Source organism: Paenibacillus sp. Y660 (assembly GCF_057221575.1).
The window spans coordinates 118,637-132,754 of the sequence record NZ_JBXBBJ010000002.1 but is presented as its reverse complement, the minus strand read 5'-3'; the positions used below and the strand labels follow the sequence as shown (position 1 = coordinate 132,754).

15 protein-coding genes are annotated in these 14,118 nt (G+C 49.0%); all 15 read left to right on the top strand.

Annotated elements, in window-relative coordinates:
* Nucleotides 1-3 precede the first annotated feature (3 nt).
* Complete coding sequence (locus AC2TDN_RS03450; RefSeq protein ID WP_484687026.1) at nucleotides 4-978, top strand: polyprenyl synthetase family protein; 975 nt, start codon at nucleotides 4-6, stop codon at nucleotides 976-978.
* 29 nt (nucleotides 979-1,007) lie between these two features.
* Nucleotides 1,008-1,451 carry a nucleoside-diphosphate kinase gene (ndk, locus tag AC2TDN_RS03445; RefSeq protein ID WP_484687025.1) on the top strand — a complete coding sequence of 148 codons (444 nt, stop codon included), beginning with the start codon at nucleotides 1,008-1,010 and terminating at the stop codon, nucleotides 1,449-1,451.
* 27 nt (nucleotides 1,452-1,478) lie between these two features.
* Nucleotides 1,479-2,258 (top strand): CheR family methyltransferase, encoded by a 780-nt coding sequence (locus AC2TDN_RS03440; protein ID WP_482067146.1) that lies wholly within the window; start codon nucleotides 1,479-1,481, stop codon nucleotides 2,256-2,258.
* Nucleotides 2,259-2,331: 73 nt separating this feature from the next.
* On the top strand, nucleotides 2,332-2,499 hold the full coding sequence (locus AC2TDN_RS03435) for a hypothetical protein (RefSeq protein ID WP_482067147.1): 168 nt from the start codon (nucleotides 2,332-2,334) through the stop codon (nucleotides 2,497-2,499).
* A 201-nt stretch (nucleotides 2,500-2,700) separates the two neighbouring features.
* A complete protein-coding gene (aroC, locus tag AC2TDN_RS03430; RefSeq protein ID WP_484687024.1) occupies nucleotides 2,701-3,870 on the top strand; it encodes a chorismate synthase in 1,170 nt (389 codons plus the stop codon).
* Nucleotides 3,871-3,872: 2 nt separating this feature from the next.
* Nucleotides 3,873-4,973, top strand: coding sequence for a 3-dehydroquinate synthase (gene aroB, locus AC2TDN_RS03425; RefSeq protein WP_484687023.1), 1,101 nt, complete (start codon nucleotides 3,873-3,875; stop codon nucleotides 4,971-4,973).
* Complete coding sequence (aroH, locus tag AC2TDN_RS03420) at nucleotides 4,973-5,341, top strand: chorismate mutase (RefSeq protein WP_484687022.1); 369 nt, start codon at nucleotides 4,973-4,975, stop codon at nucleotides 5,339-5,341. The genes aroB and aroH overlap by 1 nt, the downstream gene beginning before the upstream one ends.
* A gap of 357 nt (nucleotides 5,342-5,698) precedes the next feature.
* Nucleotides 5,699-7,270 (top strand): anthranilate synthase component I, encoded by a 1,572-nt coding sequence (trpE, locus tag AC2TDN_RS03415; protein WP_482067151.1) that lies wholly within the window; start codon nucleotides 5,699-5,701, stop codon nucleotides 7,268-7,270.
* Nucleotides 7,270-8,322, top strand: a complete 1,053-nt coding sequence (gene trpD, locus AC2TDN_RS03410; protein WP_484687021.1) for an anthranilate phosphoribosyltransferase — start codon at nucleotides 7,270-7,272, stop codon at nucleotides 8,320-8,322. Before trpE ends, trpD begins: the two co-directional genes overlap by 1 nt.
* The gene (trpC, locus tag AC2TDN_RS03405) at nucleotides 8,309-9,109 is read left to right on the top strand and encodes an indole-3-glycerol phosphate synthase TrpC (protein ID WP_484687020.1); all 801 of its coding nucleotides are present in this window, start codon (nucleotides 8,309-8,311) and stop codon (nucleotides 9,107-9,109) included. The genes trpD and trpC overlap by 14 nt, the downstream gene beginning before the upstream one ends.
* Nucleotides 9,106-9,783, top strand: coding sequence for a phosphoribosylanthranilate isomerase (locus tag AC2TDN_RS03400; protein ID WP_484687019.1), 678 nt, complete (start codon nucleotides 9,106-9,108; stop codon nucleotides 9,781-9,783). Before trpC ends, AC2TDN_RS03400 begins: the two co-directional genes overlap by 4 nt.
* Nucleotides 9,780-10,985: a tryptophan synthase subunit beta gene (trpB, locus tag AC2TDN_RS03395; protein ID WP_482067155.1), complete on the top strand. Its 1,206-nt coding sequence runs from the start codon at nucleotides 9,780-9,782 to the stop codon at nucleotides 10,983-10,985. Before AC2TDN_RS03400 ends, trpB begins: the two co-directional genes overlap by 4 nt.
* Nucleotides 10,972-11,781: a tryptophan synthase subunit alpha gene (gene trpA, locus AC2TDN_RS03390; protein ID WP_484687018.1), complete on the top strand. Its 810-nt coding sequence runs from the start codon at nucleotides 10,972-10,974 to the stop codon at nucleotides 11,779-11,781. The genes trpB and trpA overlap by 14 nt, the downstream gene beginning before the upstream one ends.
* 139 nt (nucleotides 11,782-11,920) lie before the next feature.
* On the top strand, nucleotides 11,921-13,018 hold the full coding sequence (gene hisC / locus AC2TDN_RS03385) for a histidinol-phosphate transaminase (protein ID WP_484687017.1): 1,098 nt from the start codon (nucleotides 11,921-11,923) through the stop codon (nucleotides 13,016-13,018).
* A 4-nt stretch (nucleotides 13,019-13,022) separates the two neighbouring features.
* Entirely contained in the window at nucleotides 13,023-14,114 is a 1,092-nt protein-coding gene (locus AC2TDN_RS03380) for a prephenate dehydrogenase (protein WP_482067158.1), read from the top strand.
* The last annotated feature ends 4 nt before the right edge of the window (nucleotides 14,115-14,118 follow it).

The window sequence follows — 14,118 nt, the reverse complement described above, 5'->3', positions numbered from 1 at the left end:
AGAATGAAACTACTAGACTTGTATGCAAAGATGAAAGGCGACCTAAATCAGATCGAGCAGGAGCTCGAGCGGAGCGTGTCAGATGACCACTTGCTGCTCGGTGAGGCTTCTTTGCACTTGCTCAAAGCTGGAGGGAAACGGATCAGACCCGTTTTCGTCCTGCTTGCCGGCAAGTTTGGCGATTATCGACTTGATGTGATGAAGCGGGTTGCAGTACCTCTTGAACTTATACATATGGCTTCACTCGTACACGATGATGTCATTGACGATGCGGAAACTAGGCGCGGTCAGCTAACCGTCAAATCCAAGTGGGACAATCGCATTGCGATGTACACGGGTGATTTCATTCACGGCAAAGCATTAACGATTGCAGCCCAGCTGCCCGATCCACAGATTCATCAAATTTTGTCAAATGCGCTCGTACAGATGTGTATCGGTGAAATGGAGCAAATTCGCGATTTCTTTAATACCGAGCAAACGATTCGGAACTATTTGCTTCGTATAAGACGCAAAACGGCTTTGCTGATCGCAATCAGCTGTCAGCTTGGGGCAGTAGCCGCAAGCGCCGATAGCCAGACCTCGAATCGTTTGTACCGATACGGCTATAATGTTGGCATGGCTTTTCAGATTGGCGACGATTTGCTTGATCTTTATGGTACCGAGAAGCAAATCGGAAAGCCGCCTGGCTCTGATATGCGTCAAGGCAACATTACGCTTCCAGTGCTGCTTGCTCTGCAGGACACTAGCATACGTGATCCTCTGTTAAGGGAAATCGCAATCATCAGAGAGCATGGGGGCAAAAAGGACGCGGGGCGTGCCATTGAATTAATTCGGAAAAGCGATGGCGGAGAGCTTGCAGATCAGCTCGCAAATAGGTATATTAAAAAAGCTCTACAAGCATTAGAGGGTTTACCGAATGTTGCAGCGAAAAAGAACTTGATCGATCTCGCTCACTTTATTGGCAAACGTAATTATTAATTATGCGAATTCGAAAGGAATGGATGTAGATGGAAAGAACTTTTCTAATGATTAAACCGGATGGCGTTCAACGGGGCTTGATTGGTGAAATCATCTCAAGGTTTGAAAGAAAGGGACTGCAGCTGTCAGCAGCCAAATTTATGATGATCAATCAGGAGCTTGCGGAGCGTCACTATGAAGAGCATAAGGGCAAGGTGTTTTATGAGCCGCTTCTTGAATTCATTGCATCCGGTCCAGTATTTGCTATGGTATGGCAAGGCGATAACGTTATCGCGCTCACTCGTGCGCTAATTGGCAAAACCGATGCTCTCGAAGCCTTTCCAGGTACGATCCGTTCAGACTTTGCTGTACATACGAATTTTAATTTGATTCATGGCTCGGATTCAGCAGCAAACGCTGAAAGAGAGATCGGCCTATACTTCTCGCCATCCGAGCTAGTTAATTATGAACATACTATTCAACGGTGGGTTTAATTTAACCACCTAACGATGGAGGCACCTATGCTTGAGGATCGTGATTTTGCACAGTTTATAGCTCGGATAAAGCAAAAGACCGACATCGATTTGTCGCAGTACAAGGAAGCCCAAATGAAGCGCAGGCTGATTACACTGCGAATGAAGCACGGTTTTCAAACGTTCGAGGAGTATTGGAAAGCGATCGAGCAAAATCGCAGCATGCTGAATGAGTTTTTGGATCGCATGACAATCAATGTATCCGAATTTTGGAGAAACCCATCAAGGTGGGAGGTTCTGCAAAAACGATTTTTTCCAGAGATGCTGAGTGCCTCAAATCGCCTTAAAGTGTGGAGCGCAGCCTGCTCGACTGGAGAAGAGCCTTATACGCTAGCTATGATTTTATCGGAGCTTGGCGCACTTCAGCGGTCCTCGCTCCTCGCGACGGATTTGGATTCAAATGTGCTGCAGAAGGCAATGGAAGGCAGTTACTTGGAGCGCTCGCTGCGCGACGTTCCGCCGGCATGCCGGGGAAAATATTTTAAGCAAGAGGACGGCGCTTATCTCATCTCGGACACATTAAAGCAATTTATACAATTCAAGCAGCAAAATTTGCTACATGATACATTCGACAGCTCATTTGACTTAATCGTATGCCGAAATGTTATGATTTATTTTACGGAAGAAGCCAAGCATTTGCTGTATCACAAATTTTCTAAGGCGCTAAAGACTGGCGGATTGCTTTTTGTTGGAAGCACGGAGCAGATTTTCTCGCCAGCCCAATACAGCTTTGAGACTGCAGATACCTTTTTTTACCGCAAAGTCTAAACGGAATGTATACCGTTTTCTATCTTCTCCTATACTAATGGTAATGTGTACGACTTGGAGGATGAAGCAACAGATGGATAAGCGTAAGGTAATTGCCGCCTACAAGCGTGGTTTTATTTCGATTCAAGAATGCGCGCAAATTATTGGAGTAGACAGTGGACAAATGGCAAGGCTCGTTATAGACCCGATGCTAACGAATGATAGTGCGTCGCTGCTCGAGAAAAAATCAGTTAATAGTTAACAGGCGGCATGCAGAACAGGCTGTAGGAATTGTCTTTCATGAGGACAATTGCTGCAGCCTGTTTTTATGTTGCGGATCCAACATCCGCGGGGTTCAAATTCTTGTCAAACCGGTAGGGCTGTACTATAATGAGCAAAGATGTTTAGTGCTGTAAAGCATAGCAGGCCGCTTATAGGCTTGCCCCAGAAGGAGGAGCTTTGCTTGAGTTTAAGATATTTGACAGCGGGCGAGACACATGGCCCCCAATTAACCGCTATAATTGAAGGTTTGCCAAGTAATTTGACTATTGATTTTGAGGAACTGAATTTCCAGCTGCACCGCCGCCAGAAGGGTCACGGTCGTGGACGCCGGATGCAAATCGAGAAAGACACCGCTGACATTGTCGGCGGCGTGCGTCACGGCAGAACGACTGGCGCTCCGGTAGCGCTTATCGTTGCGAACAATGACTGGAAGCATTGGACTTCCGTTATGAATATTGAGCCAATTGAAGGCAGCGATGAGGAGAAGCGCCGCGTCCATCGCCCGCGTCCAGGTCATGCGGATCTGAACGGCGGCTTGAAATATGATCTGAAGGATTTGCGCAATGTATTGGAGCGCTCAAGCGCCCGCGAGACGGCCGCGCGTGTAGCTGTTGGTGCAGTTGCGCGTCAATTGCTGGCGGAGTTCGGCATTAAAGTAGCTGGGCAAGTTATTCGCATCGGCGAGATTGAAGCACCTGCCAATCAGCTGCCAGTTGATGAATTGATCCGATTGACCGAGGAGTCTTCCGTTCGTGTCGTAGACAAGGAAACCGAGCAGAAGATGACAGATTATATCGATCAAATTAAAGCAGAGGGCGATTCCATCGGCGGGATCGTGGAATGCATCATCGAGGGCGTGCCGATCGGACTTGGCAGCCACGTTCAGTGGGACCGCAAGCTGGATGGACGGATTGCGCAGGCGGTCGTGTCCATCAATGCATTCAAAGGCTGCGAGATCGGCATCGGCTTTGAAGCAGCTAAGCTCCGCGGCTCGCAGGTGCATGATGAGATTATGTATGAGGCTGAACGCGGCTATCATCGGGCAACGAATCGTTTAGGCGGCTTTGAGGGCGGTATGACCAATGGCGAGCAAATTGTCGTTCGAGGCGTAATGAAGCCGATTCCGACGCTTTATAAGCCGCTTCGAAGTGTAGATATCGATACGAAGGAACCGTTTACCGCTCAGGTTGAGCGTTCAGACAGCTGTGCGGTGCCTGCTGCCAGCGTCGTAATGGAGCATGTTGTCGCATGGGAAGTTGCCAAAGCGTTTCTTGAGAAGTTCGGCGGCGATTCGATCGAGGAAATTCGCGCTAACTTGAACAATTACCTTGAACAGCTAGGCCGGTACTAAGGATGCGTGAGCTTACAGTCGAATTAGGTGACCGCTCTTATCCTATTTATATCGGGGAAGGCCTTCTGAAGGAGGCTTCCTCCTATTTCGTCAAGCATGGAATAAGCAAGAAATCTCCTCTCTTGATCATTACGGATAGCCATGTAGCCGATCTTCATTTGCATACGCTTGAATCGGAGCTAAGAAGCGCAGGCTTCCAGACATCGAGCATCGTCGTTCCCGCAGGGGAGAGCTCGAAATCGCTAACGATGCTGGAGTCGCTTGTTACCAAAGCATTGGAGGAAGGACTGGACCGTAAATCGGCGATCGTTGCTCTTGGCGGAGGCGTTGTTGGCGACCTTGCCGGATTTGCAGCAGCATCGTACATGCGAGGCATAAAATTCGTACAGGTTCCAACTACGATACTGGCGCATGACAGCAGCGTGGGCGGCAAAGTCGCTGTTAATCATCCGCTTGCCAAAAATATTATCGGAGCTTTCCATCAGCCTGAGCTTGTCTTATATGATTTGCATACGCTCCAAACGCTGCCACCTAGAGATGTAAGCGGCGGGCTTTCAGAGATGGTTAAGCATGGACTCATATGGGATGAAGCATTTGCAGTTTGGTGCGAGGAGAATGCGGAGAAGCTGTTGGCGCTTGATCCAGAGGCGCTTGGCTATGGGCTTTACAAAGGCTGCAGCGTGAAGGCGGCTGTCGTTTCGAAGGACGAGAGGGAAAACGATCTGCGAGCGATCTTGAATTTAGGCCATACGATTGGGCATGCGATCGAAGCGGTTGCCGGTTATGGCGAGTTCACGCATGGCGAAGCGATATCAATCGGAATGATTGGCTCAGCTAAGCTTGGCCTCCGCTATGGCGCTCCGGAAGAGGTATATGCTGCAACGAAGAGGGTTCTTGCGAAATGCGGGCTGCCTGTACGTTTACCGGAGCACATTGACGTAGACAAGATTATGGAAGCGATGATGCATGATAAGAAATTCACGGAGGGTACGATGGTTTTTGTAGTGCCAACTGCAATCGGCGTTGTCGAAATAAAACCCAATGTTCCCGTGGAATGGGTACGAGAAATTGTGGAGCAATTAAAACAGGAGGCGGAGCTGTAATGAGTGTAAGAGGAATTCGCGGTGCGATTACGGTAGATGCAAACGAAGAGCAGCCGATTTTGACAGCGACGATTGAGATGTTGAATGCGATTGTAGCTGACAATGAGATCGTGCCGGACGATATTTGCAGTGTTTTCGTGACGGTTACAAGCGATCTTGACGAGACGTTTCCGGCTCGTGCGATTCGTCAAATGAACGGCTGGGAGCTCGTGCCCCTTATGTGCGCGCTGGAGGTGCCGGTTAAAGGCAGTCTGGAGCGCTGCATCAGACTGATGGTACTGATTAACACGGACAAAACACAAGCGGAAATTCGTCATGTTTATTTAAGCGGCGCGAAAGCGCTTCGTCCTGACTTGTCCAATGCTTAAGGTCTCATATGCCCATATTCAATTAAATCTCTGTGTTGACGTACGGCCGTTCGTTGTTGTATATTTAGTAACGTAAGTGAGAGTAGCAGAGCTGAGTAATGAGTTTAGTTGAGATGAGTATAGACTAGTTGAGAGAAGCAGAGTAGAGCAGTTATTTGTACGGAAAGATGGAAAGAGCTGAATGGTTCTTTGCGCATAGGCGCATAGAATTGTAAAAGTGCTGTTTCGCCGTACCTACAATTGTATCTTTTTCCGCTTACACACTTCCGTCATCATCTAAACCAACGCTCCTGCTCATGCAGGAGCTTTTTTTTGTGCACATTAATGGCTATATCTATAAAACAGGGGGTTGTGCGGATGTCAGATGAGCTTCAGCAAGTAACGCGTCTTGCCAGTCAATACAATTTAATTCCGATCGTTCGTCACATGATGGCTGACACGGAAACACCAATCCGGCTGTTTCAGCATTTTGCGAAGGAGGATCATGCCTTTCTGCTGGAGAGCGTGGAGGGCGGCGCGAAATGGGCGAGATATTCGTTCATCGGAACAGATCCTTTTATGATGCTTTATGGTAAAAATGGCGAGATGGTGCTGGAGCACAGAGGCGAGAAGCATGTGCTTAACGATAAGCCGATAGAGCTGCTCAAAGCTCATTTGCGTTCCTTCCGCAGTCCGTCGCTTCCAGAGGTTCCGCCCTTCACAGGCGGTGCAATCGGGTTTTTCGGATACGATTTGCTGCAATATTATGAGAAGCTTCCTGCACACCGTATCGACGACTTGAAGATGAATGACATGCAATTTATGTTCTGTGATCAAATTATCGTATTTGACCATTTTAAGCAGCAGCTGCAAATTGTCGGCAACGTTCATATTGCTGACGGTGCAACCGATGCAGAAATTGCACGAAGCTACGAAGCGACAGTTGCCAAAATTGAAGCGACGATCGAGCGATTGCAGCAGCCTGTAACGATTCCAGTAACGGCAGGCGGATCCATCTCGTTTGATCAAGAGCTTGGAGATATTCAATCGAATGTAACGAAGGAGCAGTTCATCTCGAATATCGATCAGGCGAAGCAGTATATTCGTGCCGGCGACATCTTCCAGGTGGTGCTGTCCCAGCGCTTCAGCATCGATACCGATATTGATCCGCTTCATGTGTACCGAGTGCTGCGCACGATGAATCCATCACCTTATATGTATTATTTAAAAATGGGCGAAGAGGTTATCGTGGGCACGTCGCCTGAAGCGCTAGTGAAGGTTAACGGCGATCGCGTGGAGACTCGGCCAATTGCTGGAACAAGGCCTCGCGGCAAAACCCCGGAAGAGGATAAAGCGTTAGAGCTCGAGCTGCTTGCAGATGAGAAGGAGCGCGCAGAGCATTTGATGCTTGTGGACCTCGGCCGTAATGATATAGGACGCGTATCGGAGTTTGGTACCGTTAAATGCGATTCGTTTATGGAAATTGAAAGATACTCGCATGTTATGCATATCGTTTCCAACGTTTCAGGCAAGCTCCATCAGGACAAGGACTTCTTTGATGCATTTGTATCCTGTCTGCCTGCCGGCACCGTCTCGGGCGCACCGAAGCTCAGAGCGATGGAAATTATAGCGGAGCTGGAAAATGAAGCGCGCGGCGCGTATGCGGGAGCAATCGGATACTTAGGCTTCGGTGGATCGATGGATACTTGCATTACGATTCGGACGATTATTTTCAAACACGGCAAAGCTTATGTACAGGCTGGAGCGGGCATCGTTTGGGATTCTGTGCCGGAGAGCGAATATTTGGAGACGGTGAACAAAGCCAAAGGGATGCTTAAAGCGATCCGTGCGGCGGAAGCGATTTTCGGACAGCCTAAGAGCCCGCAGGAAAGTTTCAATTCCATTAATATGGATTATTACGTCAAGGCCGGAGAGGGGCTTGGTCAATAATGCAAGCGATTGAAGCGATAACGATGCAGCGTGCGCTTAGTCAGCTAATTGGCGGATCGGATCTCACAAGAGAGCAAGCAAATGCGGTCATGAACATCATCATGAGCGGGGAAGCGACAGAAGCTCAAATTGCCGGCGTCGTAACCGCAATGCGAATGAAGGGCGAGACAAAGGATGAAATAACTGGATTCGCTGAGGCGATGCGTACACATTCAAGCCATCTCCATACGGAGCAGGAGGGATTGCTCGATACATGCGGAACCGGCGGATCGGGTATTCATAAATTCAATATCTCTACGGCATCCTCCATCATCGCAGCAGCAGCAGGCATTCGAGTAGCCAAGCATGGCAATCGCGCCATGTCGGGCAAAACAGGCAGTGCCGATGTGCTGGAAGCGCTTGGCGTTCAAATCACGATCTCACCGGAGCAAGCAGCGCAATGCTTGAATGACATCGGAATTTGCTTTATGTTCGCGCAGCTGTACCATCCATCGCTTCGCCATGCGGCCGTCCCTCGCCGCGAGCTTGGCATTCGGACTATTTTTAATATGCTTGGGCCGCTTACAAATCCTGCAGGAGCAGACAGACAGCTTCTAGGCTTGTACGACCGCGCCCGAACCTCGACCGTAGCTGAGGTGCTTAGGGAGCTCGGATTGAAGCGGGCGCTGGTCGTGAGCAGCCATGACGGACTCGACGAAATAAGTATTTCTGCTCCAACGCAAATTTCAGAATTGTTAAATGGCAAGGTACACACTTATGATATTACGCCTGAAGAGCTGGGACTTGACCGCTGGCCGATCGCGGACGTGATGGGCGGTGAACCGGAAGTGAACGCAGCACTGATTCGTGCGATCTTCTCCGGTGAACAGCAAGGAGCTTATCGAGATATCGTACTCGCGAATGCGGGTGCTTGCATCTATGTAGGCGGGCTGGCAGCTTCGCTCAGCGAGGGTGTAACGATAGCAGCCAAAGTAATCGATTCTGGAGAGGCGCAGCAAAAGCTTGTTCGTCTTATTCAAACGACAGGAGAGTTGGCACATGTTTCTAGATAAAATTGTAGCAACAAAAAGGGCAGAGGTTGAAGAGCTCGCTGCTCGCTTTGAGCTGGCAGAGGTTGAGAAGCAAATTGCAGCTATGGCAGCTTGTAAGGGATTTGAGCTTGCACTGTCGGACGCTGGCCGCAACAGAAGCATGGGTCTTATCGCGGAGGTTAAGAAGGCATCGCCGTCCAAAGGCTTGATCCGCAGCGATTTTGAGCCGACTACGCTTGCTGCAGCCTATGAGGCCGCTGGAGCCGATTGCATTTCTGTATTGACTGACCGTGACTATTTCCAAGGATCGAATGAATTTTTGAGCGCCGTACGCGAGACAGTTAAGGCTCCTCTTTTGCGCAAGGATTTTACGATCGATCACCGTCAAATTTATGAGGCACGCTTGATCGGCGCCGATGCGATTTTGCTCATCGCTGCCATATTGACGCCTGCACAGCTTGGCGAGTTTCATGATCTTGCTAAGTCTATCGGAATGGATGTGCTCGTAGAGGTTCATAACCTTGAGGAGCTTGAAGGCGTTCTTGCGCTTAATAAGGCTACGCTGATCGGCATCAATAATCGTGACTTGAAATCATTCGTTACCGATTTGAAAACTACCGAGTCGCTTATAGGACATATACCCAAAAATGTGACCGTAATCAGCGAAAGCGGCATTGCCGGCAAATCCGATATGGACTATCTGCAATCAATAGGCGCGCACGGCGTACTGATTGGCGAGCATTTTATGCGCCATGAGAATGTGGGCCAAGCAGTAGACGACCTGATGGGCGCAGTGGGGGCGCGATGAAGCTGCAGCCGCGTATTAAGATATGCGGACTAAAGGATGTCCAAACCATCGAAGCAATGGATGGCTTGCCCATTCACGAAATCGGCTTCGTGTTTGCCCCGAGCAAGCGGCAGGTAGATAAGGCGACTGCAGCGCAGCTTATTGAAGCCGTTGCTGCTTTGCAGGCTGCAGGCGGGGTACGCCCGAGGACGGTAGGCGTGTTCGTCAATGAAACGCTCGAGAATCTGCAAGAGATTATAGCAGAAGCTCCGCTTGACGTCGTTCAGCTGCACGGCAGTGAATCGGCTGAGTTTTGCAAGGCGGTACGCGATAAGCTGAAGGTGCAAGTATGGAAAGTGTTTTCCGTAAAGCAGGATGCTGATGGAAATGAGCTTGATTCTGCGATAGAGCGTTTATCACCCTACAAAGGAGCTGTCGATGCGGCGCTTATTGATGCTCCAGGCGGTGGAACAGGCCAAACGTTCAACTGGGAAGCGATAGAAGACTATAATAAAGCAGCGGAAGAGCTTGGCTTAACGCTTTATGTAGCAGGCGGATTGCATGAGGGCAATGTGCAGGAGCTGCTTAGAACCTACGCTCCTGGCGGAATTGATGTTTCAAGCGGAGTAGAGACGGATGGTCGCAAGGATATCGACAAGATCCGATTATTTGTAAGAAGGGTGATGGAAGCATGACACATGTACCAGATAAAAATGGACGCTTTGGAGCTTTTGGCGGAAGATATGTACCGGAAACATTAATGACAGCATTGCTTGAGCTGGAGGAAGCTTATGCTCATTATTCGAAGGACCAAGCCTTTCAGGACGAGGTTCGTTATTTATTGCACAAATATTCGGGAAGACCAACTTCGCTGTATTATGCAGAGCGTCTAACCGAGCATCTTGGCGGAGCCAAAATATACTTAAAACGTGAAGACCTGAACCATACGGGCGCACATAAAATCAACAATACGATTGGACAAGGTGTCCTTGCAAAACGCATGGGCAAGCCTAAAATTATTGCAGAGACCGGCGCTGGACAGCATGGTGTAGCATCTGCTACAATCGCTGCTTTGCTTGGCCTTGAATGCAAAGTTTTTATGGGCGAGGAGGACATGAAGCGTCAGCAGCTCAACGTGTTCCGCATGCAGCTTCTCGGCTCCGAGGTAGTACCCGTATTATCCGGTACAAGAACGCTTAAGGATGCTTGCAATGAAACGCTTCGCTACTGGGTTAGTCACGTTGACGATACGTATTATATTTTAGGCTCGGTTACAGGTCCCCATCCTTATCCGATGATGGTTCGTGATTTCCAGCGTATTATCGGGGATGAAGCTCGTCAGCAGATTTTGACTGAAGAAGGCAGATTGCCGGATTACATTGTAGCTGCAGTAGGCGGCGGCAGCAACGCGATGGGCATCTTCTATCCCTTCGTTAACGATGACAGCGTAAAGCTGCTTGGCGTTGAAGCAGCAGGCCGCGGTGTCGACACGATTGAGCACGCTGCAACGATGACTAAAGGACGTCACGGCATATTCCAAGGCTCCATGAGCTACGTCCTGCAAGACGAGCATGGACAGGTTCAGCCTGCACATTCGATATCCGCTGGGCTTGATTATCCGGGTATCGGACCGGAGCATGCTTACTTAAAAGATTCTGGACGCGCCGAATATGTGCCTATAACCGATGCAGAGGCACTCGAAGCGCTTCAACTGCTGTCACGCACCGAGGGCATTATTCCGGCTCTTGAATCTGCGCACGCCATTGCTCAGACGATTAAGCTTGCTCCAACGCTTGATAAAGACAAGGTTGTCGTTGTGAGCCTGTCCGGCCGCGGCGACAAGGACGTAGAGGCGATTATGGGTTATCTGGGGGTAGAGAAGCATGAATCACATTGATACGGCGTTTGCACGCTTGAAAGCAGAAGGCAAGACGGCGCTTATTCCTTTTTTGACGATGGGAGACCCTGATCTGGACACGTCCGTCGCGATCATCCAAACGCTGGAGAAAGCTGGCGCAGATATGATCGAGCTTGGCGTTCCATATTCCGATCCGCTTGCAGACGGTCCTGTTATTCAGCGTGCATCCGAGCGCGCCTTGCTCCATAACAGCATCACATTAAAGGACTGCATTCACGTTGCAGAGCGGGCTCGCGAAGTCGGCGTCACCATTCCTTTTATATTGTTTACTTACTATAATCCCGTATTCCAGTTTGGATTGAAGGCTTTCTTCGAGCTCGTCCAAAGCAAAGGGATCAGCGGTCTCATCATACCTGATTTGCCGATCGAAGAGGATGAGGAAGTGCGGCAGCTTGCGGAAGCAGCAGATGTTCATCTCATCCCGCTGGTGGCTCCAACCTCGAAGGATCGCGTTACTCGCATATCGCGCAAAGCAAGAGGCTTCGTTTATTGCGTTTCATCGCTTGGCGTAACGGGTGTTAGAGCAGATTTTCATACTGGCATTGATGAGTTTCTTGCTACGGTTCGTGAGGCGACTGATTTGCCGATTGCGGTTGGTTTTGGTATCTCAAACCGCGAGCAGGTATCACGCTTCGAGAAGCAATGCGATGGCGTGATCGTAGGCAGCGCTATCGTACGTACGATTGAGGAAGCTATTCCGCTTCTGCAAGATCCAAACAAACGTGAAGCAGGACTTAAGCAAATCGGTGATTTTGTCGCTCAGCTTAAGGGCTGAGGGAAAGACTATTAGAAGAAGAGCCTCTTGCATTTTGCGCGGGGCTTTTCTGACGTAAAAAAACTTTAAAACCTTAAACAGATATGAGACAATGGTTCAAGTAATTAGACTAGTCCATAATAAAAGAGGTGAGCGGCTCATGCAGCCCAAAGGTAATATCGTCCACCTTCCCGTTTATCAACCAGGAAAGCCGGTTGAGGATGTTAAGAGGGAGCTGGGATTAAAGGAAGTTATTAAGCTTGCATCGAATGAAAATCCGTTCGGTTGCTCCGAACAGGCTAAAACTGCGATTATTGAAGAATTATCACATTTAAATATTTATCCCGATGGCGCGAGCGTTGAGCTTACAGCTGCGCTAGCAGAAGAGCTTGGCGTGGAGTCGAATCAAATTATTTTTGGTACAGGCTCCAGCGAAATCATACTTATGATTAATAGAGCGTTTATCGTTCCTGGCGATGAAACGATTATGGCGAATGAAACATTCCCTCAATACAAGCATAACGCAGAAATCGAGAATGCCCGTATCGTAGAGGTTCCTCTAAAAGAGGGGAAGCATGATTTGCCTGCGATGCTGGCTAAAGTGAACAGCCGTACCAAAATCATTTGGATTTGCAATCCAAATAATCCGACTGGAACGATTGTAACCTTGCCGGAATTGTCCGCATTTTTAACGCAGGTTCCTGCGAATGTGCTGGTTGTGCTGGATGAAGCTTATGGTGAATACATTGACGATCCTGCTTTCCCGGATGGCATCAAGCTGCTTAAAGAGCACCGCAATCTGATCGTTTTACGTACTTTTTCGAAAATATATGGCTTGGCGGCACTGCGGATTGGCTATGGAATCGGTCATCCCGATGTTATTCGCTTCACGAATCAAGTGCGTGAGCCATTCAACACCTCACGTGCAGCGCAAGCAGCAGCGAAAGCAGCACTAGCGGATAAATCTTTTATTTCCTACTGCAGGGAGCAAAACAAGCAAGGCATTGCGTATTTGTCCGAGCAATTCGACCGCCTTGGCTTAACCTACTTCCCAGCATACGGAAACTTTATGATGGTCGATACGAAGCGCTCGTCACCAGAGGTATTTGATGGATTGCTGCGCAAAGGAATTATTTCAAGACCTCGCTGGACTTATTATCCGAATCATATTCGGATTACAGTAGGCACTCAGGAGCAAAATGCAAAGTTTATCGCGGCGCTTGAGCAGGTTTTGCAGGAAGCGGCGGTGCAAGGATAAAGTTATGACTACTGTAGCGATTTTTGGGGTAGGGCTGATCGGCGGTTCGATCGCTCTCTGCTTTAAAGGAAAACCAGATATAACCGTAATCGGCCATTCGAATCGGCAGTCTCAGGTTGAGAAGTATTTGCAGCGCGGCGTCGTTGACTATGCGACTACTTCAATGCAAGAGGCTGCGGAGCAAGCCGACTTTATTTTTGTATGCGTACCGGTAGGAAATATCGAGGAATATATGGAGAAGCTGAGCAATTTCAATTTAAAGCCGGGCTGCATTGTCACGGATGCAGGCAGCACGAAAGCTTCTGTTATGGCCTGTGCAAAATCGCTTGATTTTGGCGAAGCTACATTTATTGGCGGGCATCCGATGGCCGGATCTGAGCGTACTGGCGTTGAAGCTGCATCCTCGCATTTATATGAGAATGCCTTCTACGTATTGACGCCAGATCAGGATACGCCAGAGGAAGCTGTTGGACGATTAGTAGAGCTTCTTAGCTATACGAAAGCGAACATTGTAAAGGTCGACGCGAAGGAGCATGATGAAATTGCGGGTGCAATCAGTCATTTGCCGCATATCATTGCCGTTTCGCTTGTGAACCAGATTCGCGGCTATAATGAGGAAAATGGGCTTTATGAATCGCTTGCTGCAGGGGGCTTCCGTGATATTACACGTATTGCTTCGGGCGATCCGATTATATGGCGTGACATATTAATTAATAATCGCAAGGTCGTGCTTGAGCTGCTCCGCGATTGGAGCAAGGAAACGGATAAATTTGTTGCGATGCTGGAGAGCCTCGATGGGGATGCGATAGCTGCTGCTTTCGAAACAGCAGGCGAATTCCGCAGCAAGATGCCTGAGCGCCGCAAAGGGATGATTCAGTCCGCCTTTGATTGTTATGTCGATATTCCGGATCACCCAGGTATTATCGGTAAAATAACGAGCGAGCTAGGGAACAGCCTAATCAACCTCAGCAATATCCATATTATCGAGAGCAGGGAAGACGTGCCGGGCGTATTACGGCTTTCGTTCCGCAGCCAGGAGTATTTGGACCAGGCGATTGCCGTGCTTTCGGCAAAAGGCTATGACGTTCACCTTTAACCGG